Below are 23,932 nucleotides of genomic sequence, written 5' to 3' on the forward strand. Positions count from 1 at the left end.
GGGTGGTCGCCGCGGGTTGGGGCGAGGTTGCGACGAGCGGGCCGCTGGGTGCGGCGAGCGGTCAGCCCTGCCGCTGGTCGAGCCGCTCGAGGTCCCGGACGGTGGGCTGCAGCGGGAGCCCGAGCGCCGCCGCGTCGAGGCTCTCCTCGCCGGGGGTGCGCGCGCTGAGGTAGACGACGACCTTGGCGGCGTCGTCGCCGAGCTCAGCGCGCAGCGCGTCGCGGGCCGTGACCAGCGCGGCGGCGTACGCCGGGAGGTCGGGGAGCGCGAGGGTGCCGCTGAGCGCGCCCGCGCCGTACTGCAGGTGGTTGTAGGCCACCGGCTGGCCGACGGCCGCGCTGACCGCGGCGGCGACCTCCGCCTCGTCGGGGCGCCGTCGTCCGAAGAGCCTCACCCGGTCAGTGTGGACTCAGCGGCGGGAGAGTCAGCGGCGCGGGTCGCGGCTGACCGGCACGTCGATCGCGGTGGCCGTGCCGCCCGGCGCGACGAGGAACGGCGTGAGCCCGGCCTGGTAGTCGCGCAGCGCCCGACCCTGCGCGGTGTCGGCGCCGAGGGCCTCGCGGACGGAGTGCGAGTAGTTGACGTAGCTGTGGTTGTCGCCGAAGGCGAACATCCCGCCGGGGCTCGAGAGCGTCACTCCGGGGGCGTGGTGGGGCACCGGCGGCCAACCGGCACGCACGCCGCCCAGGTCGAGCTTGGGCACCACGTCGTTGCCGTGCGCCACCTGCATGACCTTCACCGACGGGTCGATGTCCACGTGGTCGATCGGGGAGCCGTAGGTCATGACGTTGGTGACGCCGTACTTCTCGACGAAGGCGTGGTCGGAGGCCAGCTGGGCCGCGACGATGCCGCCCTGGCTGTGGCCGACGAGCATCACCGGCGAGCCGGGCGGGATGCCGGCGCGGTCCATCGCGCGCTGCACGGTGTCGGTGGCAGCCGACGGGTTGCCCGCGACGACCTCGATGTTGCTGGTGAGGTCGTGGGCGTTGTGGCCGGCGCTCGGCGACCACGACTCGGTGCCGGGGATGCTGACGACGTACGCCGGTGTGCCGGTGCCGTTGTCGATGCGGGTGATCCGCACGTCGCCGGTCGAGCCCGGTGCGGAGCCGACCTGGTAGGCGTCGGTGACGCCCTGCATGAGCGAGGGCAGGTCGGTCGGCCTCGTGAGGACCGGGCGGAACTGGCTCGCCTGCGACGGGTCGGTGGGCACGGCCACGGGAGCACCGGACAGGCCCGCGGCGTCGTCGAACCACCCCTGCTCGGCGCCCTTGACGCCACCGACGACCGCGCCGACCCCCGAGCCGACCGTGCCGATCGCGCTGGCGGCCAGCGCCGAGACCGACCACGCCTTCTCGCCGGTGAGGACGTCGCCGATCTTGCCCAGGTAGTCGGCGTACTTCTCTCCGGTGCGGGCCATCCCGCGCAGGAAGGTGCCGACGTGGCGGTCGAGCCAGCCGAACAGCCCGCCCCCCTGCTGGGTGGCGGGGGCGCCGACGACCGGGCCGCCGGTGGAGGCGGCCTCGCCCGAGGCGGTGTCCTGGGCGTCGGCCTCGCCGCGGATCAGCGTCGCGACCGCGGCCAGCGCCTGCGAGGTCGCGTCGAGCTGGGCGCGCTGGTGGCTCGACCAGTGCGCGCGGTAGGCCTCCGCGTCGCTGCCGAACCACTCGAACGTCGTCATCACCGTGTCGAGGCGCGCCGCGAGGTCGGCGATCTGCTGCGAACCCGACGCGATCGTCTCGCCGACCTGGCGGCCGGCGACGGTGTCCATCCCGAGCATGGTCACGACGCCACGCCCTCCGCGCGGCGCACGAGCACCTCGAGGGCGCCGGTGACGTCCCACACGAGCGTGTCGGCGAGCGCGCCGAGCGGCTCCTCGCGGACGTCGGTGCCCTGGGGCGTCGGGGTCGCCGACCAGAGCGCCTCGCCGCCGGTGCTCTCGCCGGTCGCGAACCAGCTGCGGGTCACGACCTCGGGGTCGGTGGTCGCCGTGCCCTGCGGAGCAGCCGCCGTCGCGATCGTCACCGCGGCCACGCACTGCTGGGCCCAGCCCTCGCCCGGGCGCCTGGGCTGCTGGGGTGCGCGTCGACCGGCCGGGTCGGCCCGCATGACGTCCAGCGGCGGCAGCAGCTCCTGCACGAACGGCCACAGCTGCGCGGTCTCGAACTCCGTCGCCCCGCCGTCCTCCAGCGCCACCGCCCGGCTCCCGGTCAGCTGCAGGTCCACCCGCCGCACCTGCTCGCCCTGCGGTGCGTCGTACTGCGCGACGATCCGGATCGCCACCATCGGCGGCGACGTCGGCGGGGAGACGGGCGTGGAGAGGGGAGCGGCCATGCGCCGCACGCTAGGCGGGCCTCCTGGCGTGTCGGGAGGTGGAAGTTTCCGGCTCGGTCGGTCGACCCAGGCTGGTTGAGGAAGGACGAAGTCCTGTCTTGAAACCACTCGTGACGAGCCCCAAGAAATCGTTCTGCCGACCGTCTCGGATGCTGGTCGACCACGGCCTCGACGGGGTCTGATTGTCGGTGGTCATCTCTAGCATTTGACCCATGTCGGATCACCTCGATCACGCGCTCGCGCAGGCCGTGCTGGCCTCCGCGACCCGGGTCGTGCGTGCCCGTCGTCTGGTCGAGGTCGAGGACCTCGAGACCCTCGCCGCGTGGGCGGACCTGCACACCGGTCCGGCTGCCGGACGCTGGGACGCACTGGCGCAGCTCGGTGGCCAGGGCACGCCGAAGGTCCGTGATCACTGCCTCGGTGAGATCGCGATCGCCCGCGGCACCGGCGTCGTGGCCACGTCGAACGCTCTGGCCGATGTGCTCGACCTACGGCACCGGCTCCCGCTGACCTGGGCGGTCGTTCGGTCCGGTGAGGCGGAGGTGAGCGTCGCCCGCCGCGTCGCGAAGCTGTCACGGCACCTGCCGCTCGACTGTGTCGGGACCGTCGATCTAGCGGTCGCCCGGGTCATCGCCCGCGAGGCCGGCGGCCGGGTCCTCGCGGTCGCCGAAGCGAAGATCATCGAGGCGGACCTCGTCCTCCACGAAGAACGCGTCGAGGTAGAACGCCGCCGCAGGTATGTCGGGATGTCCCGCACCGATGAGCACGGGCTGCGCACGATCATCGCGAGGGTCGAGGCCGGTGACGCGCACTGGGTCGATGCCACCCTCGCCCGGGTCGTCGAGCTCATCGCCCCGCGGCACCCCGACGCCGGCGCCCAGGAGCTCAGGTCGATCGCGTTCGGGTGGCTCGCTCGCCCCGCCGAGCTCTTCGAGTTGTTGGTCGAGCACCAGCAGCCCGCGCTGTTCGACAGCGCGACGGACGAGGCAGAGCCGTCCAGGGTCATGGCGATGCCCGCCGACCTCCTCGACGCGCTGCGCGACCTCGACCTCGAACCGCTGCGCCCCCGCACCGTGCTGTACGTCCACCTCCACGAGGCCGCGCTCCACGGCACCCCCGCCGTCGCCCGCGTCGAAGGCCTCGGACCGAGCACGCTCAACGGGGTCACCGGCCTCCTCGCCGGCTGCAAAGTCACCGTGAAGCCGGTCGTCGACCTCGCCGACCGCGTCCGGACCACGGCCTACGAGCATCCCGAGGCGTTGAAGGAACGGGTGCACCTCACCACCGGCGGCGACTACTGGCCCTACGCGGTCAACGTCAGCAGACGCGTCGACTACGACCATCCCACGCCGTACACAGCGCAAGGTCCGCCCGGGCAGACCGGCACCCACAACTCCGGCCCCCTCGGCCGCCGACACCACAGGTGGAAGACCCACGCCGGCTACCAAGCACGACAATCAGGCCAAGGCCGCTACGCCTGGCTCACACCCCACGGCCTCGGCTACCTCGTCGACCACGAAGGCACCCGACCCATCCCGGAGAAGCACGCCCGGATGATCATCGACGCCCCCGCCGGCCTCGACCTCTACCCCGGCGTCGAGATCGACCTCGGTCCGGACTGGGCGCGAGACAGTCGACAGTCGTGAAAGAAGGCCCGCGAGTGGTTACGCGCTGAGCATTCCGACGAGAAGGCGCACTCCCGTGCGTGCCCGATCTGCGGGGTCATCCCGCCCGGAGCTTGTCGAAACGAGCGGGGCGAGAAGTTGCTGTGGCCGAGCGCTCACGAGTGGATCGTTCCGCCCGGTCAGGCCAGCAACTACAACGCGGTCCCCCTGGCTCGCAGCCCCCGGCTCCCTCGACGTCTGCCCCGGCATCGAGATCGACCTCGACCGGCGCTGATGGCTCAGCGATGAACGGGCACGTCGACCGTGAGCACGACGTGGTCGTCCTCGAGCAGCTCGACGCGCAGGGTTCGGGCAGGAGCCGGCGGCCGTGGCCCGAAGGAGCGGACGTCGCGGCCGTCCGTGTCGGACCTCCCGCTCACGCTCGAGTACGACGTGCCGACGTCGTCGGTGACCCGCACCGTCGCCCGGTCCACGCCGTCGCCGACGAGGGTCACGTGCACGAGGGCGTCGACCGTGACCACCTCGAGCGGTCCGGTGGGGGTGTCCGGGCGCCACTGCCACCTCGGGACCTCCTCGAGGGTGACGACGTAGACCCGGTCGTCGAGTCCCAGGTCGCAGTAGACCGTCGCCGTCGGCGCGCCCAGGTCCAGACGTTGCGCGACACGAGAGACGTCCGGGTCCCGCGCGGGAGGGGCGAAGAGCCGTCTGACCAACGCCTCGACCTCCCGCAGCACGAGGCGAACCTACGCGCTGGGGGAGGCCGTGGCGGGTGGACGACGGACTAGTGCGAGACCGCCTTCTCGGAGCCGGCGCCGGTCAGGGCGCGGACCTCGAGCTCGGTGTAGCGCTCCTCGGCGGAGGGCTCGCGCTTGCTGATGGTGCCGAGGTAGCCGAGGAGGAAGCCGAGCGGGATGGAGACGATGCCGGGGTTCTCCAGCGGGAACCACGAGATGTCGATGCTGGTGGGCAGCAGGGACAGGTTCTTGCCGGTGGGGTCGAGACCCTTGCCGGAGACGACCGGCGAGAAGATCACGAGGCCGACCGAGGAGATCAGGCCGCCGTAGATCGACCACAGCGCGCCGCGGGTGTTGAAGCGGCGCCAGAACATGTTGTAGACGATCGCGGGCAGGTTGGCCGACGCGGCGACCGCGAAGGCGAGGCCGACGAGGAACGCGACGTTGAGGTTCTTGGCCGGGATGGCCAGCACGATCGCGACGATGCCGATGGCGACCGCGGCGAGGCGGGCCACCTTGAGCTCGTCCTTCTCCGTGGCCTGGCCGCGCTTGATGACGGAGTTGTAGATGTCGTGCGCGACCGAGGTCGAGGAGGCCAGCGTCAGGCCGGCGACCACGGCGAGGATCGTCGCGAACGCCACCGCCGCGATCAGCGCCAGCAGCACCGCGCCGCCGACCGAGCCGTCGCCGCCGCCGACGGCCTCGGCGAGGAGGGGCGAGGCGAGGTTGCCGCCGGAGGCCGCGACGTCGGCGTACTTCTCCGAGCTCAGCAGCGCCGCCGCACCGAAGCCGAGCACCAGCGTGAACAGGTAGAAGACGCCGATCAGGCCGATGGCCCACAGCACCGACTTCCGGGCGTCACGGGCGGTCGGCACGGTGTAGAAGCGGATCAGGATGTGCGGCAGGCCCGCGGTGCCGAGCACCAGCGCGATGCCGAGCGAGAGGAAGTCGAGCTTGCTGGTCTCGCTGATGCCGTACTTGAGCCCCGGCTCGAGGAACGCCTGGCCCTTGCCGCTGTTGGACGCCGCGGTGCCGAGCAGGTCGGAGAGGTTGAAGTCGAACTTCGCGAGCACCAGCACCACGATCAGCGCGGAGCCGACCATGAGGAGGAAGGCCTTGACGATCTGGACGTACGTCGTGCCCTTCATCCCGCCGACGGTCACGTAGAAGACCATGAGCAGGCCGACGCCGAGGATGGTGATGTTCTTGGCCGCGTCGCCCGAGACGCCGAGCAGCAGCCCGACGAGGGCGCCCGCACCGACCATCTGGGCGAGCAGGTAGAAGATCGAGACGACCACGGTCGAGATCGCGGCCGCCTGGCGCACGGGCCGCTGGCGCATCCGGTAGGCGAGCTGGTCGGCCATCGTGTAGCGACCGGAGTTGCGCAGCATCTCGGCGACGAGCAGCAGCGCGACCAGCCAGGCCACGAGGAACCCGATCGAGTAGAGGAACCCGTCGTAGCCGCTCAGCGCGATGATGCCGGAGATGCCGAGGAACGACGCGGCGGACATGTAGTCGCCGCCGATGGCCAGACCGTTCTGGAAGCCGCTGAAGCCGCGACCGCCGGCGTAGAAGTCGGCCGCGCCCGAGCTCTGACGGCTCGCCCAGACGACGAGGACGACGGTCAGCGCGACGACCGCGAGGAACAGGACGGCGGTGAGCACCTGGTGGTCCACGTCAGCGTCCCTTCTCCGCGGTGTACTCCGCCTCGAGGCGCTCGGCGAGTGGGTCGAGCCTGGCCGAGGAGAAGCGGCTGTAGAGGTAGGCGAGCAGGAACGTCGTCACGAACTGCAGCAGCCCGATCACGAGCGCGATGTTGACGTTGCCGACGACCTGGGTGCTCATGAAGCCGGGCGCCCAGTTGGAGAGCACGACGTAGAGCAGGTACCACACCAGGAACGCGACGGTCGCCGGCAGCACGAAGCCGCGGTAGCGCCGGCGCAGCTCGATGAAGTCCGCGGACTCGGCCATCCGGTCGTAGACCGGGTCGTGCCTCTCCGTGCGGTCGGGGCTGGTGTCCGTCATCGCCTCACCTCTCGTCCGTCGAGCGTCACGTGACGCGCGTCACGTCGCACGCTAGGCAGGACCGTCGTACGCCGGAACGACCGCGTGCGCGGGCTGCGCCCGGCGGGACGGCGGCGTCGGCGAACGGTCGGTCGGGAGCGACGAGCGGTCAGCCCCGGTCCAACGGCACGACCTCGGGCGTGTGCAGCCGCACCATGAACCGCCGGGTGTGGACGGGCACGCGGTGGCGGGTGACCCGGGAGACGCCGAGCATCGTGGCGAAGGCGAGCGGCACGCTCCACGCGGCGGGCTGGGCGAGCAGGGTGTCGGTCCAGCCGCCCTCGGTGCCGTCGGCCACCGCCCACACGACCCCCGCGGCCGAGCCGAGGCCGCCGACGACGAGACCGGCGACGGCGCCGTGGCCGGTCAGGCCGCGCCACCAGATGCCGAGGAGCAGCAGCGGGCAGAACGTCGAGGCCGCGACCGCGAAGGCGAGCCCCACCGCGCGCGCCACCGACAGGTCGGGAGCGAGCACGGCGGCGGCCAGGGGCACGGCGACCGCGACGCTCGCGCCGACCCGGAAGGCGGCGACGCCCGACAGCCCGCCGGCGGAGCGGCCGGTCAGCACGTCCTGGGCGAGCACCCCGGTCACGGCCAGCGCGAGGCCCGACGAGGTCGACAGGAACGCCGCGAACGCCCCCGCCGTGACCAGGCCGGTCAGCACGTCGCCGAGCGGGCCGTCGACGACGAGCCGCGGCAGCTCGAGCACGAGTGTGTCGTCCGGGGCGGCGCCGTACGCCCGGCCGAGGACGGCGTAGACCGGCGGCAGCAGGTAGAACGCGCCCAGCAGCCCGAGCACCACGAGCGTCGTACGGCGCGCGGCCCGGCCGTCGGGGTTGGTGTAGAAGCGCACGACGACGTGCGGCAGCCCCATCGTGCCGAGGAACGTCGCCAGCACCAGGGAGTACGTCGTGTAGAGGCCGCGCTCGCCCGCCCCGAGCGGCATCGACCAGCCGTCGCCCACGGCTCCGACACCCGGTGCGCCGTCGCCGCGCCACACGACGAGCAGCACGACCGCGGGGAGCAGGAGCGCTGTGAGCTTGAGCCAGTACTGGAACGCCTGCACGAGGGTCACGCTGCGCATGCCGCCCCCGCCCACCCCGACCACGACCACGAGGCCGACGACGACGGCACCGACCCAGGCCGGGGCGCCGACGGCGGCGGCGAGCGTCAGCCCCGCACCCTGGAACTGCGGCAGGAGGTAGAGCCACCCGATCGCGACCACGAGCACCGAGCAGAGCGCGCGGACCCGGCGCGAGTCGAGCCGCGCCTCGGCGAAGTCGGGCAGGGTGTAGGCGCCGCTGCGACGCAGGGGAGCGGCCACGAGCACGAGCAGGACGAGGTAGCCCGCGGTCCAGCCGACCGGGTACCACAGCATCTGCGCGCCGCTGGTCAGCACGAGGGCGGCGACGCCGAGGAACGACGCGGCGGAGAGGTACTCCCCGCCGATCGCGCTGGCGTTGAGCCCCGGGCGCACCGAGCGCGAGGCGACGTAGAAGTCGCTCGTGGTGCGCGACAGGCGCAGGCCGTAGGAGCCGATGGCCAGCGTCGCCAGACTGACCGCGACGAGCGCCACCAGCCCGGGGACGCCCTGCATGCTCACGTCTCGGTGTCCATGTCGGAGTCCATCTGAAGCAGCAGCACGAAGTCGCGCTCGTTGCGCTCGGCGCGACGCACGTAGCGCCAGCCGAGCAGCAACAGCCACGGGTGCACGAGTCCGCCGAGCAGCACCCAGGCGAGCGGCAGCCCGAGCAGGCGTACGCCGGCGAGCCCGGGCGCGAGGTGGAACAGCAGCGGCAGCGAGCCGACGGTCAGCGCCAGCACGGCGAGCACGCGCAGCGCCAGCGCGAGCTGCTCGCGCAGCAGGCTGTCGAGGTAGACGCTGCCGAGCGCGGTCTGCTCGTCGATGTCGCCGGTGCGGGCGGTCGGGGCGTGGCGCCGGCGGGGTGGGCCGGTGACCCGCACCCGCGGCGGTCGCGGCTCGCTCACCGGCCGCGGCCCAGCAGCTCGCGCAGCTCGCGGGTGTGGCGTCGGCTGACCTGGAGCGGGGCGCCGCCGACCACCACGCTGCAGCGGCCCGCCTCCATCCGCACCTCCTCGACGTGGCGCAGCGCGACCAGCAGCGAGCGGTGGATGCGCACGAAGCCGGCCTCGGCCCAGTCCTCCTCGAGGGTGGTCAGCGGCACTCGGACGAGGTGGGAGCCGGTCGGGGTGTGGAGGCGGGCGTAGTCGCCGTGCGCCTCGACGTGGGTGACCTCCGAGCGGGCGACGAAGCGGGTGACGCCGCCGAGCTCGACCGCGATCTGCACGTCCTCGACCGGCGCCGGCGCGCGCTCCTCGACGACGCCCTCGATGACCCGGCGGACGGCCTCGGCGAGCCGCTCGGCCCGCACCGGCTTGAGCACGTAGTCGACCGCTCGCAGCTCGAAGGCGTCGACGGCGTGCGCCTCGTGCGCGGTCACGAAGACGACCGGCGGCGGCTGGCGGAAGCGCCCCAGCACCTGAGCCAGCTCCAGCCCGGTCAGCCCGGGCATCTGCACGTCGAGGAACACCGCGTCGACCTCGCGCTCCTGCAGGGTCTTGAGGGCCTCGGTCGCCGAGCCGCAGGCCAGCACCTCGCCGATGCGCTGGTCCTGCTCGAGCAGCCACTGCAGCTCGTCGAGGGCGGGGCGCTCGTCGTCGACGGCGAGCACCCGCAGGCCGCTCACGCCTGCACCCCCGGCGCGAACTTCGGCACCCGCACGACCACCCGGGTGCCCGCACCGGGCGCGGTCTCGACCACGAGCCCGTGCCCATCGCCGTACGCCGCGCGCAGCCGGGCGTCGACGTTGCCGAGCCCGACCGAGTCGAGGCTGGCGTCGCCGGCCAGGGCGCGGCGCACCCGCTCGGGGTCCTCGCCGGCGCCGTCGTCCTCGACCTCGATCACGGCCTCGCTGCCGCGGTCGTGGGCGGTGATGGTGATCGTGATGGCGCCGCTGGCCCCCTCGAGACCGTGGCGCACAGCGTTCTCGACGAGGGGCTGCACGCACAGGAACGGCACCGCCACCCCGAGCACCTCCGGGGCCACCGACAGGCGCACCTGCAGCCGGTCGCCGAAGCGTGCCTGCTCGAGCAGGAGGTAGCGCTCGATGGAGCGCAGCTCCTCGGCCAGCGTCGTGAACTCGCCGTGGCGGCGGAAGGAGTAGCGCGTGAAGTCCGCGAACTCCAGCAGCAGCGAGCGCGCGCGGTCGGGGTCGGTGCGCACGAAGCTCGCGATGGCGTTGAGGGAGTTGTAGATGAAGTGCGGGCTGATCTGCGCGCGCAGGGCCCGCACCTCGGCCTCGGCGCTGCGGGTGCGGGTCGCGTCGAGCTCGGCGAGCTCGAGCTGCCCGCTCACCCACTGCGCGGTCTCGTCGGCGGCGAGCGCGAGCCCGGCGGTGGGGTAGGGCGCGAACGCCGCGAGCGTGCCGACGATCCGCTCGTCGACGACGAGCGGGCTCAGCACCACGGTGCGCACCGGGCACCCGGCGACCTCGCACCGCAGCTCGGAGCGCCCCGCGCTGTGGGTGCGCCCGCGCTCGACGGTCGCGGCGACCAGCGGGCGCAACTGCTCCTCGTGGTGGTCGCCCTCGCCGTCCCAGGCCAGGCTCGACGCGGTGTCGGTCACCGCGAGCGCGGGGGTGCCGAGCAGGGCCCGCAGGTGGCGCACCGAGCGCTGCGCGCTGGCCGCGGTCAGGCCCTCGCGCAGCGCCGGTGAGGCGAGCGAGGCGGTGTGGAGGGTGCGGAACGTCGCGCGGTCGGCCTCCGAGCCGAGGTGTGTCCGCCGCCACACGCGCATGCGCACACCCTCACACACTCCCCGGTGGCGAGTCCTCAGCCGCCGATCGGCGTCCTCGGCAGGGCGACCGTCTCGTTGCGCTGCTCCCCGCCCTCGACGTACGTCACGCCGAGCCGGGTGAAGACCCGGGTGCCGTCCACCGTGCGCACCCGGTGGAGCGAGAACGTCGCGGGGTAGCGCTCGACGTCGCCCGCCGCGCAGTCCGGCTCGCAGGTGTTCACGACCCAGGTGCCCGTGCCGCGCGCTTGGTGGGCGGTCCAGGAGGTCCAGTCCCTCACCACCGCGATCGCGCCGGCGTCGGCGCAGGCGCCGATGACGCGCCGCGGGGTCTGCCGGTAGGCCGTGCAGTTCGCGACGACCTGGGTCTGGCCCTCGACTCCCGGAGCAGGAGCGGCGGAGGCGGCGTGGGCGGTGGCGGTGAGGGCCAGGGGAGAGGACAGGACGGCGGCCAGGAGGCGGGCGGGCGTGGTCATGCCGGTGGGACGCCCGGGCGTCGCGGCTGGTTGTGCTGCCCGGGTGGTTTCGAGACGGCCGTAGCCGGCCTCCTCAACCACCGGGGCCGACGGTCGCTGGCGCGCCTCCTCAACCACCGGGGCCCGTGAGGCGGTGAGGTCCGTGAGGCCGTGAGGAGAACGTGCGCGAGACGAGACCTCGTCTCGCTCGCGACGTCACACGGGGTGGAGAGGGTCGGGTCACCGACGACACCCAGGAGTGGCGATGACCCTGACCTCCGAGCCCGAGCCCGTGACCGATGCGGGTGCACCGCAGGAGCCGGTCCGCACGCGCGGGCGGTGGATCGACGACTGGCGGCCCGAGGACCCGGCGTTCTGGGAGGCGACCGGTCAGCGCGTGGCCCGGCGCAACCTCGCCTGGTCGATCTTCGCCGAGCACCTCGGCTTCTCGGTGTGGCTGATCTGGAGCGTCTCCTCGGCGTTCCTGGTGGCCCAGGGGTTCGCGTTCAGCCCGCAGCAGCTGTTCCTGCTCGTCGCGCTGCCCAACCTGGTCGGCTCGCTGCTGCGGCTGCCCTACACCTTCGCGGTCCCGCTCTTCGGTGGACGCAACTGGACGATGGTGAGCGCTGCGCTGCTGCTGGTCCCGACGCTGCTCTTCGCCTACGCCGTGACCCAGCCCGGCACGCCGTACTGGGCGTTCTGCCTGATCGCCGCGACGGCGGGGCTGGGCGGCGGCAACTTCGCCAGCTCGATGGCCAACATCAACTTCTTCTACCCGGCGGCCAAGAAAGGCGCCGCGCTCGGGCTCAACGCCGCCGGCGGCAACCTCGGGGTCAGCCTCATCCAGTTCCTGCTGCCGGTCATCGTCGGCGGCGCCGGCGTCTTCGGCATCGTCCAGGCCAGCGACGGCGGCATCCACCTCGAGCGCGCCGCCTGGGTCTACGCCGGGCTCGCGGTCGTCGCGACCGTGGCGGCGTACTTCTGCATGGACAACCTCACCACCGCCAAGTCCTCGCCCCGTGAGCAGCTGCAGGTCGTCAAGCACCGCCAGACCTGGGTGATGGCGTTCCTCTACATCGGCACCTTCGGCTCGTTCATCGGCTACTCCGCTGCGATGCCGCTGCTCATCAAGCTCAACTTCTGGGTCGCCGACCCCGCGCCGCTCGGCACCGGCATCTACTTCGCCTACTTCGCCTTCCTCGGCGCCCTCGTGGGCTCGATGACCCGTCCGCTCGGCGGCTGGCTGGCCGACAGGTACGGCGGTTCGAAGGTCACGCTCGCGGCGTTCGCCGCGATGATCGCCGGCACCTTGATGGTGCTGTGGACGCTCACGCAGCTCACGCCCAACCCCACCGCCAGCGTCGCGATCGCCGAGGACAACCGGTCGTGGTTCCCGTGGTTCCTGGCCTTCTTCCTCTGCGTCTTCGCCGCGACCGGGATCGGCAACGGCTCGACGTACAAGATGATCCCGGCGATCTGGCGGACGAAGGCGCTGCGCAGCACCGCTGCCGGCACCCCCGAGCGCGAGGCCGCCCTCGATGCGGCCACCAAGCAGTCCTCGGCCGCGATCGGCGTCATCGGCGCGGTCGGTGCCCTCGGCGGCTTCCTCATCCCGCTGGCCTTCTCCTCCCCGTGGGTGGACGACCCGCTGTCGGCGACCAAGGGCGCGTTCGTGGTCTTCACCGCCTTCTACGTGGTCTGCGCGGTCGTGACCTGGGCGGTCTTCCTGCGCCGCCCGCGCACCGTGAGCGCCACGTCGATGGCAGGCGCGGGCATCTGACCCGATGACGCGCCCCGCCACCCGGACCGCCACCCGGACCGCCACCCGGACCCACTGCCCCTACTGCAGCCTGCAGTGCGGGATGACGCTCCAGCCCCGCGGCCGCACCCTCGAGGTGCAGCCGTGGGCGGAGTTCCCCGTCAACGAGGGCGGCCTGTGCCGCAAGGGCTGGACCGCCGGCGGCCTGCGGGGTCACCGGGAGCGGCTCACCAGCCCGCTGCTGCGCGACCGCGCGACCGGCGCGCTGCGCGAGGCGTCGTGGGACGAGGCGCTCGACCTCTTAGCGGGACGGCTGCGGGCGCTGCGGGCCGAGCACGGGCCCGACGCGGTGGCGGTCTTCGGCGGCGGCGGGCTCACCAACGAGAAGGCCTACCAGCTCGGCAAGCTCGCCCGGGTCGCGCTCGGCACCAGCCAGATCGACTACAACGGCCGCTGGTGCATGTCGTCGGCCGCCTCCGCGGGCAACCGCGCGCTCGGCGTCGACCGCGGGCTGCCGTTCCCGCTGGCCGACGTCGAGGGCACCGAGGTGCTGGTGCTCGTCGGCTCCAACCTGGTCGAGACCATGCCGCCCGCGGCTCGCCACCTCGACCGGCTGCGTGAGAACGGCGGCCGCGTCGTGGTCATCGACCCGCGCCGCACCCCGACCGCCGACCGCGCCGACCTGGTCCTCCAGCCGGTGCCCGGCACCGACCTGGTGCTCGCGCTCGGGCTGCTGCACCTGCTCGACGCGGCCGGCGCCGTGGACACGGCGTACGTCGAGACGCGGACGACGGGGTGGGCGGCCGTGAAGGCGGCTGCCGCCGGGTGGTGGCCCGAGCGGGTCGAGCGGGTCTCGGGGGTGCCGGCCGCGCAGCTGCGCGAGCTGGCCGACCTGCTCGCCGGGGCCGAGAAGGCGATGGTGCTCACCGCCCGCGGGGCCGAGCAGCACGCCCAGGGCACCGCCACGGTGCTCGCCTGGATCGACGTCGCGCTGGCGCTCGGGCTCCCGGGCCGCCCGCACTCGGGCTGGGGCTGCCTCACCGGCCAGGGCAACGGCCAGGGCGGGCGCGAGCACGGCCAGAAGGCCGACCAGCTGCCCGGCTACCGGATGATCGACGACCCGGCCGCCCGCGCCCACGTGGCCGGGGTGTGGGGCGTCGAGCCGGACAGCCTGCCCGGCCCCGGGCGCTCGGCGTACGAGCTGCTCGAGGCCCTGGGGACCGAGGACGGGGCGAAGGCGCTGCTCGTCTTCGGCAGCAACATCGCGGTCTCCGCACCGCGCACCGGCCACGTCGTGCCACGCCTCGAGGCGCTCGACCTGCTCGTCGTCGCCGACCTCGTGATGTCGGAGACCGCGGCGCTCGCCGACGTGGTGCTGCCGGTGACCCAGTGGGCCGAGGAGACCGGCACGATGACCAACCTCGAGGGCCGCGTGGTGCTGCGCGAGCGGGCGGTCGAGCCGCCGGCCGGCGTGCGCGACGAGCTGGCGCTCATCGCCGACCTCGCCGCGCGGGTCGGCTCCCCGGTGCCGTTCAGCACTGAGGCGGCCGAGGTGTTCGCCGAGCTCGGCCGCGCCTCGTCCGGCGGCCGCGCCGACTACGCCGGCATCGACCACGACCGGATCCGCCGCGAGGAGGGCGTCTTCTGGCCGTGTCCGTCTCCCGAGCACCCCGGCACCCCGCGGCTGTTCACCGAACGGTTCGCCCACGCCGACGGCCTCGCGCGGTTCGTCACCGTCGAGCACGCCGGTCCGGCCGAGCCGGTCGACGACGCCTACCCGCTCCACCTGACCACCGGACGGGTGCTCGCGCAGTACCAGTCCGGCGCGCAGACCCGGCGGATCGCCGAGCTGCCCGACGACGGCCCGTTCGTCGAGCTGCACCCGATGCTCGCCGACCGGATCGGTGCCCACCACGGCGAGCCGGTCGTCGTCACCACCCGCCGCGGCGAGCTGAAGGCGACCGCCCGGGTGGTCGACACGATCCGTCCCGACACCGTCTTCGTGCCGTTCCACTGGGTCGGCGCCAACCGGCTCACCCACGACGCCCTCGACCCGGCCAGCCGGATGCCGGAGTTCAAGGTCTGTGCCTGCGCGGTGCGCACGTGAGCGCCGGGGAGAGGACGGTCGTCGTCGGCGCCGGGATGGCCGCGACCCGGCTGGTCGAGGCGCTCGTCGCACGCGACACCGGACCGGTGACGCTGGTCGGCGAGGAGCGCCACGCGCCGTACAACCGGATCCTGCTGTCGGCGGTGCTCGAGGGCACCCACAGCCGCGCGGCGATCGGGCTGGGCCTGCCGGACGGCGTCGACGCCCGCCTCGGCACCCGGGTGGCCGAGGTCGACCGGTCGGAGCGCGAGCTCGTGCTGGTCGACGGCGAGCGGATCGGCTACGACCGCCTGGTGCTCGCCACCGGCAGCATCCCGAGCCTGCCGCCGGTGCGCGGGCTCGTCGGCCTCGACGGCACCCTGCACCCCTCGGTGCACACGCTGCGCTCGCTCGACGACTGCGACCGTCTCGATGCTGCCGTGCCGCACGCGCGCCGCGCGGTCGTCGTCGGCGGTGGGCTCCTCGGCCTCCAGGTCGCCCGGGCGCTGAGCATCCGTGGTCTCGACGTCGAGGTGGTCGAGGGCGGGGAGCACCTCATGCGCGGCCAGGTCGGCCCGCGGGCCGGCTCGGTGCTGGCCCGCGACCTCACCCGGCTCGGCTCGGCCGTCTACACCGGGGCCCGGCTGATCAAGCTCACCGAGGCGGGCCTCGTGCTCGACAACGGCGCCGTGCTCGCCGACGTCGACCTCGTGGTCCTCGCCGCCGGCGCCCGACCCGCCGCCGCACTGGCGCGCCGTGCCGGGCTGGCCGTGCGGCGGGGGGTCCTCGTCGACGACACCCTCACCACCAGCGACCCCGCGATCCACGCGATCGGCGACTGCGCCGAGCACGCCGGGCGCACCCACGGCACCGTCGGTCCCGCCTGGGAGCAGGCCGAGGTGCTCGCCTCGCGGATCGCCGGCGCCGACCCGACGTACGACGGCAGCCGGTTCGTCGCCCGGCTGCGCGCCACCGGGCTCGACGTGGCGGTGCTGGGGGACCGCGACGCCGAGGGCGAGGTCGTCGAGGTGACCAACCCGGTCGTCGGCTCCCACCGCCGCCTGATGGTGCGCGAGGGCCGCATCGTCGCCGCCACCCTGGTCGGCGACCTGTCGCGCATCGGCCTGATCACCCAGCACTTCGACCGCGGCACCGTCCTCGGCCCCCACGAGCCGGCCGCGCTGCTCACCCCCGACCGACCCGGCGCGCCGGTGGTGCTGCCCGACACCGCCGAGGTGTGCGCCTGCGCGGGCGTCACCGCCGGCGCGGTCCGCGCGTGTGCGTCGTTCGACGAGGCCCGCGCCACCACCCGCGCCACCACCGGCTGCGGCGGCTGCTCCGCCGCCGTCCGCGCCCTGCTCTCGACCCGCACCAGCACCGGCCCCACCCTGGAGAGGACCCACCCATGAGCCCACACCTGCGTCGGACACTGCGCCGGACCCTGGTCGTCGTCGGCCACGGCATGGTCGCCCACCGCTTCGTGCAGGCGGCGGTCGAGCGTGGCCTCACCGAGACCCACGACGTCGTCGTGATCGGTGAGGAGGCCCGGGCGGCCTACGACCGGGTCGCGCTCACGTCGTTCTTCGAGGTCGGCGCCGACGCGCTCTCGCTCCTGCCGTCGGGGGTGTACGACGACCCGCGAGTGCGGTTGCTGCTCGGCCACGCCGTGGAGGGCTTCGACCTCGAGGCGCGGACGGTGCTCGTCGACACCGGCGAGGTCATCGCCTACGACGAGCTGGTGCTCGCGACCGGGGCGGCGCCGTTCGTGCCGCCGGTGCCGGGCCACGACCTCCCGGGCTGCTTCGTCTACCGCACGGTCGAGGACCTCGAGGCCATCCGCGACGCGGCCGCGACCGCGCGCAGCGGAGCCGTCATCGGCGGCGGTCTGCTGGGGCTGGAGGCCGCCAACGCGCTGCGCGGACTCGGCCTGGAGACCCACGTGGTCGAGATGGCGCCGCGACTGATGGCGGTGCAGGTCGACGAGGCCGGGGGTGCGACGCTCGCCCGCCACGTCGAGGGGCTCGGCCTGCACGTGCACACCGGCGCCCGCACCGAGCGGGTGCTCGGCACCGACGCGGTCACCGGGCTGGCGCTGGCCGACGCCGAGCCGCTCGAGGTCGACCTCGTCGTCTTCTCCGCGGGCATCCGACCCCGCGACCAGCTGGCCCGGGCGGCCGGCCTCGAGGTCGCCGAGCGCGGCGGGGTGCTGGTCGACGCGCAGTGCCGCAGCTCGGACGCGCACGTCTGGGCGATCGGCGAGTGCGCCGCCCCCGCGGGCCGGATGTACGGCCTGGTCGCTCCCGGCTACGCCATGGCCGAGGTCGTCGTCGACGCGCTGCTCGGCGGTGCCGGCACCTTCGAGGGCGCCGACCTGTCGACGAAGCTCAAGCTGCTCGGGGTCGACGTGGCGTCGTTCGGCGACGCGTTCGCGACCACCGACGGGGCCCTCGAGCTGGTCTTCGCCGACGCGGTCGCGGGCGTCTACAAGAAGCTCGTCGTCTCCGACGACGGCCGCCGCCTGCTCGGCGGCATCCTGGTCGGCGACGCGTCGGCGTACGGCGTGCTGCGACCGATGGTCGCCTCCGGCATCGACCTGCCCGCCAACCCCGAGGAGCTGATCCTCCCGCAGGGCCGCGGCGGCGCCGAGATCGCGCTGCCCGACGAGGCGCAGGTCTGCTCGTGCAACGACGTGAGCAAGGCCGACATCGTGGCCGCCGTGAGTGACGGGGGTGGCTGCGACAGCGCCTCCTGCGTCACGAGGTGCACCCGGGCCGGCGCGACCTGCGGCTCGTGCAAGCCCGTGGTGAAGAAGATCGTCGAGGACCACTTCGCCTCGATCGGGCGCACCGTCGACCGCAGCCTGTGCGAGCACTTCGCGCTCACCCGGCAGGAGCTCTTCGACGTCGTGGCGGTGCACCAGTACACCTCCTTCGACCAGATCGTCGCGGCCCACGGCACCGGCCGCGGGTGCGACGTCTGCAAGCCGGTCGTCGCCTCGGTGCTGGCCTCGACCGTCGGCGGCCACGTGCTGGAGGGCGCCACCGCGGTGCTGCAGGACACCAACGACGCCTACCTCGCCAACATCCAGCGCAACGGCAGCTACTCCGTCGTCCCGCGCATCCCGGGCGGCGAGATCACCCCCGAGAAGCTGATCGTCATCGGCGAGGTCGCCCGCGACTTCGGGCTCTACACCAAGATCACCGGCGGCCAGCGCATCGACCTGTTCGGGGCCCGGATGGAGGAGCTGCCCGCGATCTGGCGACGTCTGGTCGACGCGGGGTTCGAGTCCGGCCACGCCTACGGCAAGAGCCTGCGCACCGTGAAGTCGTGCGTCGGCTCCACCTGGTGCCGCTACGGCGTGCAGGACTCGGTGCAGCTCGCCATCGACCTCGAGCTGCGCTACCGCGGGCTGCGCTCGCCCCACAAGCTCAAGGGCGGGGTGAGCGGCTGCGCCCGCGAGTGCGCCGAGGCGCGCGGCAAGGACTTCGGCGTCATCGCCACCGAGAAGGGCTGGAACCTCTACGTCGGCGGCAACGGCGGCGCCAACCCCGCGCACGCGCGGCTGCTCGCCGGCGACCTCGACACCGAGACGCTGGTGCGCTACCTCGACCGGTTCCTCATGTACTACGTCCGCACCGCCGACCGGCTCCAGCGCACGGCCCCCTGGGTCGACTCGCTCGAGGGCGGTCTCGACCGGGTGCGCGAGGTCGTGGTCGACGACGCGCTCGGGCTCGGAGCCGAGCTGGAGGCGGCGATGGCGACCCACGTGGCGGCGTACGCCGACGAGTGGAAGGCGACGCTCGACGACCCGGAGAAGCTGCGCCGCTTCGTCTCCTTCGTCAACGCCCCCGACCTCCCCGACCCGCACATCACCTTCCGCTCCGAGCGCGACCAGGCGGTGCCCGCCGACTCCGACGGGCCGGTGCTGCTCGGCGCGGCGATCCCCGTGGGGCGGCCCCGGTGAGCGCGCGGACGATGACCGCGGTCTGCCGCGTCGAGGACGTGCCGGTCGAGGGCGGGGTGTGCGCACTCGTCGACGGCACGGCGGTCGCGATCTTCCGGACACACGACGGCAACCTCTACGCGATCTCCAACTACGACCCTGTGGGCATGGCCTCCGTGCTCTCCCGCGGCATCGTCGGCACCCGCGGCGGTGCGGCGTACGTCGCCTCGCCGTTGCACAAGCAGGGCTACGACCTGCGCACGGGCCAGTGCCTGGACGACCCGGAGGTCCGGGTCGCGACCTACGACGTGAGGGTGGACGATGGTGTCGTGTGGGTCGGGACGTCGTGACCGGTGAGGTGGCGGACGGTCCCCTCGCCGGCTACCGCATCGGGGTGACCGCCGCGCGCAAGGTCGAGGAGCAGGTCGCGCTGCTCGAGCGTCGCGGCGCCTCGGTCGTGTGGGCGCCCGCGCTCGCGACCGAGTCGAGCCGGGTCGACGAGACCCTGCGCGCCGCGACCGAGCAGGTCCTGGCCCGCCCGGTCGACCTGTTCCTGGCGACGACCGGGATCGGGATGCGGGCGTGGTTCGACGCGGCCGAGGAGTGGGGGCTGCTCGAGGCGCTGCTGGAGGCGCTGGGTCGCGCCGAGATCCTCGCCCGCGGACCCAAGAGCGTCGGCGCGCTGCGTCGGCGCGGGCTGCGCGAGCTGTGGGCGCCCGACTCGGAGTGCTTCGACGACGTGCTGGCGCACCTGCGCGGCCGCTCCCTGGAGGGGCTCCACATCGTCGTGCAGGAGCACGGCCAGTCGCTGTCGATGGTCGCCCACGCGCTGCGCCGCCAGGGTGCCGATGTCACCACCGTCACCGTCTACCGGGTCGAGCCGGCCTCCGACCCGGGTCCGATGTTCGCGCTCATCGACCAGATCGCCGACCGCGAGCTCGACGCCGTCACCTTCACCTCGGCGCCCGCAGTCGCGGCGATGATGGAGGCCGCCGGCTCGACCGGGCGCCGCGACGAGGTGGTCGGTGCCTTCCAGGCCGACGTCGTCGCGGTGTGCGTGGGTCCGGTCACCTCGGCGGCCTTCGAGATGTGGGGCGTGCCGACGATCGTCCCCGACCGCTCCCGGCTCGCCGCGATGGTCAAGCTGATCGAGACCGAGCTGCCCTCGCGCGACTCCGGCACCACCCTGGAGGTCGCCGGGCACACGCTGATCGTGCACGGTGAGCAGGTGCTGGTCGACGGCGTCGAGGTGCGGCTCTCGCCCGCGCCCTACGCCGTCCTGCAGGCGCTGCTCGTCAACCCCGGCCACGTCGTCTCGCGCCGCGACCTGCTCGCCGCGCTGCCCTCGGGCACCGCCGGCTCCGAGCACGCCGTCGAGATGGCGGTCGCGCGGCTGCGCGCCGGGCTCGGCACCCGCGTCGTGCAGACCGTGGTCAAGCGGGGCTACCGGCTGGCGGTGGCGCGGTGACCTCGCCCGCCTCGCGTCTCGTCACCGTCGCCCACGGCACCCGCCACGGCCCCGGCAACGCGGTGGCCCGCGAGGTGACCTCGGCGGCGGCCGAGCGGCTCGAGATGCCGGCGGTGGCGTCGTACGTCGAGCTGTGCGAGCCGCTCTACGCCGACGTCGTCGCCGCCTCCGACGTCCCCACGGTCGCGGTGCCGCTGCTGCTGTCGACGGGGTTCCACATCCGCGAGGACATCCCCGGCGCCGAGGCCGCGGGGCCGCTCGTGATCGCCCCGCCGCTGGGGCCGCACCCCCTGCTCGCCGCCGCGCAGGTGGCGCGGCTGCGCGAGTGCGGCGCCGTCCCCGGCCAGCCCGTCGCGCTGGTCGCGGCCGGCTCGCGCGACCCGCTCGCCGCCGCCGACCTCGACGAGGCGGTGCGGCTGCTCGGCGAGGCGTGGGGAGGCCCGGTCGCGCTCGCCACGCTCACGGGGCCCGGCCCGCGTCCGGCCGAGGTGCTGACGCCGGACACCGCCGTGTCGCCGTACCTGCTGTCGGAGGGGTTCTTCGCCGACCGGTGCCGTGCCGCCGCGGCTGAGGCAGGTGCCCTCGTGGCCGACGTCATCGGCCCGCACCCGCTCGTGGTCGAGCTCGTCGTCGAGCGGACGCGGGCGGCTCAGGCGGGCCAGACGAGGTCGAAGCGCTCGAACAGCAGCTGAGGGTCGTCGTCGGCGGGCCTGCCGGCGGCGGCGAAGGCGCGCCGGACGTAGGCGCGGTGGCCCTCGAGCCAGCCGTCGAGCGTGCGGTCGCCCTCGCCCTCCTCCCACGCGAAGGTCGCGTCGACGCTCGAGAGCGGCCCGGTGTGCACGGCCCGCGTGCGGATCACGGCGGCCGGGGTCCCGTCGCCGGCGTGGACGACGCTGTGGTCGCCCGGCGCGGGGCGGAACCCCTCCTCGTCGTAGTCGGCGAGCAGTCCGGCGGTCGCCCGCTTGGTGCCCGCCAGCACCAGGGCCAGCAGCTCGTCGGCCATCGCGACGGAGTCGCCGAAGCAGAAGACGTCGACCGGTCTCCCGGTCACGCCGGTGGCCTCGCAGAACTCGTGCCAGAAGGCCTCGACGGCGGCCGGGTCGGGCCCGGGGGGCGTCACAGCGTCGCGTCGGGGAAGGCGATGACGGACAGGAAGGTCACCGGGAGCGTGACGAGCTCGAGCGGACCGTGCGCGCCCTCGCCGTCGAACTGCAGCGAGTCGCCGGGACCGAGGCGGTAGCTCGAGCGACCGTGGCCGTAGACCATCTCCCCGCTCAGCACGTAGATGAACTCGGTGCCGGGGTGCTGGAAGAGCGGGTTGAGCTCGCTGGCCGCGTTGAGCGTGACCAGCAGCGACTCCAGCCGCTTGTGCTCGCCGGGCAGCGAGCCGAGCAGCTGGTACTCGTGGCCGCGCTGGGTGCCGCGGCGCACGATGGGGGCGCCCTGGCCGGCGGCGACGAACGACGCGGGCCGCTCGCTCTCGGCGCCGCGCACCAGCGTGGTGACCGGCACGTCGAAGCCCCGGGCGAGCAGGGCCAGCGTCGACAGGCTGCAGGAGGTCTGGGCGTTCTCGACCTTCGACAGCATCGCCTTGGAGATGCCGACGCGCGCCGCCATGTCGCCGACCGACAGACCGAGCTGGGCCCGCAGCCGCTTGGTGTTGCGGGCGATCGCGCTCTCCAGGTCGAGGACGTCGCCGTCCTCGCCGGGCTGGCGCTCCCGCGCGGTCCCCGCGTTGCGCAGGAGGGCGTCGTTCGCGGGGTCCACGGGTCCACCGTAGTAGGCCACCGTCTCACCGCAGTGGCCGGCGGGTGCGCCGGGTCCCCGCTCCCGGCGCACCCGTTCCTGCCTCTCGCTGCCGACCCGCGGACGTCGCCGTCAGACGGCGGCGGCCCCGCGCTCGCCGGTGCGCAGGCGCATCACGTCGCCGACCTCGACGACCCAGACCTTGCCGTCGCCGATCCGGCCGGTGCGGACCGTGCCCTCGAGGGCCTTGAACACCGCGTCGACGTCGGCGTCGTCGACGACGACCTCGAGGCGGGCCTTGGGCACCAGCACGATGTCGTACTCAGCGGCGCGGTAGACCTCGGTGTGGCCCTTCTGGTGGCCGAAGCCGCTGACCTCGGTGAAGGTGCCCCCGGACACGCCGACGGACTGCAGGGCGGCGACGACGTCACCGACCACGTGGGGACGGAGGATGGCGGTCACGAGCTTCACGCGTCGACCACCCGTGCGACCCGGGTGCCGGCGGCGGTGTCGGAGGCGGTGTCAGCGGTGGGCTCGGCCGGGACCGGCTTGGTCAGCGCCGCGATGGTGCCGGCGGCGACCATGCCGGTGCTGCCCGCGGGGCTGAGGTCGTAGGCGCTCTCGGCGTGCAGGGCCAGGTCGAGACCCGCCAGCTCGGTCTCCTCCTCGATCCGCAGGCCCATCATCTTGTCCACGCCCTTGGCGATCGCGTAGGTGACGACGAACGAGTAGGCGCAGGTGGCGACGATGCCCACGAGCTCCTTCCAGATGATGTCGGGGTCGCCCCCGAACAGCACGCCCTTGATGCCGGCCGGGGCGGCCTCCGCGGCGAAGAGCACGATGCAGATGGTCCCGGCGATGCCGCCGAGCCCGTGTACTGCGAAGGCATCGAGGCTGTCGTCGATGCCGAGCTTGTGCTTGAGGCTGAGCGAGAAGGCGACGACGGCGCCCGCGACGATCCCGACGCCCAGCGCACCCAGCGGCGTCATCGTGTTGGCCGACGGCGTGATGCCGACCAGACCCGCGACGACGCCGGTGATGAGACCGATCGTCGTGAAGTGGCCGCCGCGGAACCGCTCGACCAGGCCGAAGCCGATCATGCCGGCGCACCCGGCCAGCAGGGTGTTGTTGAGGACGACCTGGGTCAGGAAGCTCGCGCCGAAGGCGCAGCCGCCGTTGAAGCCGAACCAGCCGAAGAACAGGATGCCGCCGCCGAGCATCACGAGCGGGACGTTGTGCGGGCGCTCGGGGCGGCCCCTGCGCGGACCCATGACGAGCGCCAGCGCGAGCGCGGCGACCCCGGAGTTCATGTGGACGGCGGTGCCGCCGGCGTAGTCGTGGATGCCGACCTTGCCGAAGAGCCACCCGTCGGCGTTGAACACCCAGTGACCGACCACGAAGTAGTCGAGCACCAGCCACAGCGTCGCGAAGACCAGCCAGGACTCGAACTTCATCCGGCCGGCCGCGCCGGAGGCGACGATCGCGACGGTGATCGCGGCGAAGAGGATGAAGAACGCGTTGTACCAGGCGTTCTGGTAGCCGGCGGAGCCGTTGTCGACGACGAAGTCCTGCAGGCCGATGAAGTCGGCGGGGTTGCCGATGATGCCGCCCAGGGACGGTCCCGAGACCAGGCCGAAGCCGAACAGCACGTAGAGGACGGCGGTGATCCCGAGGGTCGAGAGGACCATCATCATCATGTTGAGGGTGTTCTTCACCCCCATCAGCCCGCCGTAGAACAGGGCCAGGCCCGGGAACATCAGCAGCACCAGGGCGAACGCGGCGATCAGCCACGCCAGGTCGGCGTGGAGCGCCAGCTGCTCTGCAGTCGTGGGGTCCATCGGTCTTCCTTCACTCGAGGGGAACGGCGCGCGACGACGCTGTCGCTCGGGGTGTCGCTAGGGGTGTCG

General features: G+C 73.6%; 23 protein-coding genes. 8 read left to right on the forward strand and 15 right to left on the reverse strand.

Annotation, left to right across the window (positions count from 1 at the left end; genetic code table 11):
• Positions 1-61: 61 nt before the first annotated feature.
• Genes GRQ65_RS06455 through GRQ65_RS06465 form a run of 3 tightly spaced genes read right to left on the reverse strand, consistent with a single transcriptional unit; the run spans position 62 to position 2,331 of the window.
• On the reverse strand, positions 62-394 hold the full coding sequence (locus GRQ65_RS06455; RefSeq protein ID WP_160876341.1) for a hypothetical protein: 333 nt from the start codon (positions 392-394) through the stop codon (positions 62-64).
• A gap of 30 nt (positions 395-424) precedes the next feature.
• Positions 425-1,768, reverse strand: coding sequence for a hypothetical protein (locus GRQ65_RS06460; RefSeq protein WP_160876343.1), 1,344 nt, complete (start codon positions 1,766-1,768; stop codon positions 425-427).
• Positions 1,769-1,779: 11 nt separating this feature from the next.
• A complete protein-coding gene (locus GRQ65_RS06465; RefSeq protein ID WP_160876345.1) occupies positions 1,780-2,331 on the reverse strand; it encodes a hypothetical protein in 552 nt (183 codons plus the stop codon).
• A gap of 212 nt (positions 2,332-2,543) precedes the next feature.
• Here GRQ65_RS06465 and GRQ65_RS06470 point away from each other — a divergent pair, with 212 nt between their 5' ends.
• Positions 2,544-3,977, forward strand: a complete 1,434-nt coding sequence (locus GRQ65_RS06470; RefSeq protein WP_160876347.1) for a hypothetical protein — start codon at positions 2,544-2,546, stop codon at positions 3,975-3,977.
• A 257-nt stretch (positions 3,978-4,234) separates the two neighbouring features.
• On the opposite strand, the gene GRQ65_RS06475 is transcribed toward GRQ65_RS06470, so the two are convergent.
• The 8 genes from GRQ65_RS06475 to GRQ65_RS06510 all read right to left on the reverse strand — a co-directional run bounded on the left by GRQ65_RS06475 (position 4,235) and on the right by GRQ65_RS06510 (position 11,044).
• The gene (locus GRQ65_RS06475) at positions 4,235-4,690 is read right to left on the reverse strand and encodes a hypothetical protein (RefSeq protein WP_160876349.1); all 456 of its coding nucleotides are present in this window, start codon (positions 4,688-4,690) and stop codon (positions 4,235-4,237) included.
• Positions 4,691-4,737: 47 nt separating this feature from the next.
• Complete coding sequence (locus tag GRQ65_RS06480; RefSeq protein ID WP_160876351.1) at positions 4,738-6,366, reverse strand: monocarboxylic acid transporter; 1,629 nt, start codon at positions 6,364-6,366, stop codon at positions 4,738-4,740.
• Position 6,367: 1 nt separating this feature from the next.
• A complete protein-coding gene (locus GRQ65_RS06485) occupies positions 6,368-6,715 on the reverse strand; it encodes a DUF485 domain-containing protein (protein WP_160876353.1) in 348 nt (115 codons plus the stop codon).
• A gap of 148 nt (positions 6,716-6,863) precedes the next feature.
• The gene (locus GRQ65_RS06490) at positions 6,864-8,351 is read right to left on the reverse strand and encodes a sodium/solute symporter (RefSeq protein WP_160876631.1); all 1,488 of its coding nucleotides are present in this window, start codon (positions 8,349-8,351) and stop codon (positions 6,864-6,866) included.
• Between the two features lie 2 nt (positions 8,352-8,353).
• Positions 8,354-8,743, reverse strand: coding sequence for a hypothetical protein (locus GRQ65_RS06495; RefSeq protein ID WP_160876355.1), 390 nt, complete (start codon positions 8,741-8,743; stop codon positions 8,354-8,356).
• Entirely contained in the window at positions 8,740-9,462 is a 723-nt protein-coding gene (locus GRQ65_RS06500) for a response regulator (protein ID WP_160876357.1), read from the reverse strand. Before GRQ65_RS06500 ends, GRQ65_RS06495 begins: the two co-directional genes overlap by 4 nt.
• The gene (locus GRQ65_RS06505; protein WP_160876359.1) at positions 9,459-10,571 is read right to left on the reverse strand and encodes a sensor histidine kinase; all 1,113 of its coding nucleotides are present in this window, start codon (positions 10,569-10,571) and stop codon (positions 9,459-9,461) included. Before GRQ65_RS06505 ends, GRQ65_RS06500 begins: the two co-directional genes overlap by 4 nt.
• Before the next feature lie 35 nt (positions 10,572-10,606).
• Positions 10,607-11,044 (reverse strand): hypothetical protein, encoded by a 438-nt coding sequence (locus GRQ65_RS06510; RefSeq protein WP_160876361.1) that lies wholly within the window; start codon positions 11,042-11,044, stop codon positions 10,607-10,609.
• 244 nt (positions 11,045-11,288) lie between these two features.
• On the opposite strand from GRQ65_RS06510, the gene GRQ65_RS06515 reads away from it, so the two are divergent.
• From GRQ65_RS06515 to GRQ65_RS06545, 7 genes are read left to right on the forward strand one after another with little or no spacing between them, the layout of a single operon-like run.
• Complete coding sequence (locus tag GRQ65_RS06515) at positions 11,289-12,803, forward strand: MFS transporter (protein WP_160876363.1); 1,515 nt, start codon at positions 11,289-11,291, stop codon at positions 12,801-12,803.
• Between the two features lie 4 nt (positions 12,804-12,807).
• On the forward strand, positions 12,808-14,889 hold the full coding sequence (locus GRQ65_RS06520; RefSeq protein ID WP_160876365.1) for a molybdopterin oxidoreductase family protein: 2,082 nt from the start codon (positions 12,808-12,810) through the stop codon (positions 14,887-14,889).
• Entirely contained in the window at positions 14,886-16,277 is a 1,392-nt protein-coding gene (locus GRQ65_RS06525; RefSeq protein WP_337191534.1) for an FAD-dependent oxidoreductase, read from the forward strand. The genes GRQ65_RS06520 and GRQ65_RS06525 overlap by 4 nt, the downstream gene beginning before the upstream one ends.
• Positions 16,274-18,832, forward strand: a complete 2,559-nt coding sequence (gene nirB / locus GRQ65_RS06530) for a nitrite reductase large subunit NirB (RefSeq protein WP_160876367.1) — start codon at positions 16,274-16,276, stop codon at positions 18,830-18,832. The genes GRQ65_RS06525 and nirB overlap by 4 nt, the downstream gene beginning before the upstream one ends.
• A complete protein-coding gene (gene nirD / locus GRQ65_RS06535; protein WP_337191535.1) occupies positions 18,829-19,161 on the forward strand; it encodes a nitrite reductase small subunit NirD in 333 nt (110 codons plus the stop codon). Before nirB ends, nirD begins: the two co-directional genes overlap by 4 nt.
• Positions 19,143-20,279, forward strand: coding sequence for a uroporphyrinogen-III synthase (locus GRQ65_RS06540; protein WP_337191536.1), 1,137 nt, complete (start codon positions 19,143-19,145; stop codon positions 20,277-20,279). The genes nirD and GRQ65_RS06540 overlap by 19 nt, the downstream gene beginning before the upstream one ends.
• A complete protein-coding gene (locus GRQ65_RS06545) occupies positions 20,276-20,971 on the forward strand; it encodes a CbiX/SirB N-terminal domain-containing protein (RefSeq protein ID WP_160876369.1) in 696 nt (231 codons plus the stop codon). Before GRQ65_RS06540 ends, GRQ65_RS06545 begins: the two co-directional genes overlap by 4 nt.
• On the opposite strand, the gene GRQ65_RS06550 is transcribed toward GRQ65_RS06545, so the two are convergent.
• The 4 genes from GRQ65_RS06550 to GRQ65_RS06565 form a co-directional block, all read right to left on the reverse strand.
• Positions 20,929-21,399, reverse strand: coding sequence for an ASCH domain-containing protein (locus tag GRQ65_RS06550; protein ID WP_202387675.1), 471 nt, complete (start codon positions 21,397-21,399; stop codon positions 20,929-20,931). The two genes, GRQ65_RS06545 and GRQ65_RS06550, sit on opposite strands and share 43 nt — an antisense overlap.
• Positions 21,396-22,046: a helix-turn-helix domain-containing protein gene (locus GRQ65_RS06555; protein ID WP_160876371.1), complete on the reverse strand. Its 651-nt coding sequence runs from the start codon at positions 22,044-22,046 to the stop codon at positions 21,396-21,398. The genes GRQ65_RS06550 and GRQ65_RS06555 overlap by 4 nt, the downstream gene beginning before the upstream one ends.
• 111 nt (positions 22,047-22,157) lie before the next feature.
• On the reverse strand, positions 22,158-22,496 hold the full coding sequence (locus GRQ65_RS06560; protein ID WP_160876373.1) for a P-II family nitrogen regulator: 339 nt from the start codon (positions 22,494-22,496) through the stop codon (positions 22,158-22,160).
• Positions 22,493-23,863 carry an ammonium transporter gene (locus GRQ65_RS06565; RefSeq protein ID WP_160876375.1) on the reverse strand — a complete coding sequence of 457 codons (1,371 nt, stop codon included), beginning with the start codon at positions 23,861-23,863 and terminating at the stop codon, positions 22,493-22,495. Before GRQ65_RS06565 ends, GRQ65_RS06560 begins: the two co-directional genes overlap by 4 nt.
• Between the last annotated feature and the right edge of the window lie 69 nt (positions 23,864-23,932).

The organism is Nocardioides flavescens (genome assembly GCF_009823805.1).
Lineage (GTDB): Bacteria > Actinomycetota > Actinomycetes > Propionibacteriales > Nocardioidaceae > Nocardioides > Nocardioides flavescens.

Excerpts from the sequence above, each read along its gene's own strand:
- GRQ65_RS06490 (WP_160876631.1), bottom strand. The coding sequence starts at position 8,351 with ATGCAGGGCGTCCCCGGGCTGGTGGCGCTCGTCGCGGTCAGTCTGGCG.
- GRQ65_RS06510 (WP_160876361.1), bottom strand. The coding sequence starts at position 11,044 with ATGACCACGCCCGCCCGCCTCCTGGCCGCCGTCCTGTCCTCTCCCCTG.
- GRQ65_RS06520 (WP_160876365.1), top strand. The coding sequence starts at position 12,808 with ATGACGCGCCCCGCCACCCGGACCGCCACCCGGACCGCCACCCGGACC.
- GRQ65_RS06470 (WP_160876347.1), top strand. The coding sequence starts at position 2,544 with ATGTCGGATCACCTCGATCACGCGCTCGCGCAGGCCGTGCTGGCCTCC.
- GRQ65_RS06465 (WP_160876345.1), bottom strand. The coding sequence starts at position 2,331 with ATGGCCGCTCCCCTCTCCACGCCCGTCTCCCCGCCGACGTCGCCGCCG.
- GRQ65_RS06565 (WP_160876375.1), bottom strand. The coding sequence starts at position 23,863 with ATGGACCCCACGACTGCAGAGCAGCTGGCGCTCCACGCCGACCTGGCG.
- GRQ65_RS06505 (WP_160876359.1), bottom strand. The coding sequence starts at position 10,571 with ATGCGCGTGTGGCGGCGGACACACCTCGGCTCGGAGGCCGACCGCGCG.
- GRQ65_RS06485 (WP_160876353.1), bottom strand. The coding sequence starts at position 6,715 with ATGACGGACACCAGCCCCGACCGCACGGAGAGGCACGACCCGGTCTAC.
- nirB (WP_160876367.1), top strand. The coding sequence starts at position 16,274 with ATGAGCCCACACCTGCGTCGGACACTGCGCCGGACCCTGGTCGTCGTC.
- GRQ65_RS06515 (WP_160876363.1), top strand. The coding sequence starts at position 11,289 with ATGACCCTGACCTCCGAGCCCGAGCCCGTGACCGATGCGGGTGCACCG.
- GRQ65_RS06460 (WP_160876343.1), bottom strand. The coding sequence starts at position 1,768 with ATGGACACCGTCGCCGGCCGCCAGGTCGGCGAGACGATCGCGTCGGGT.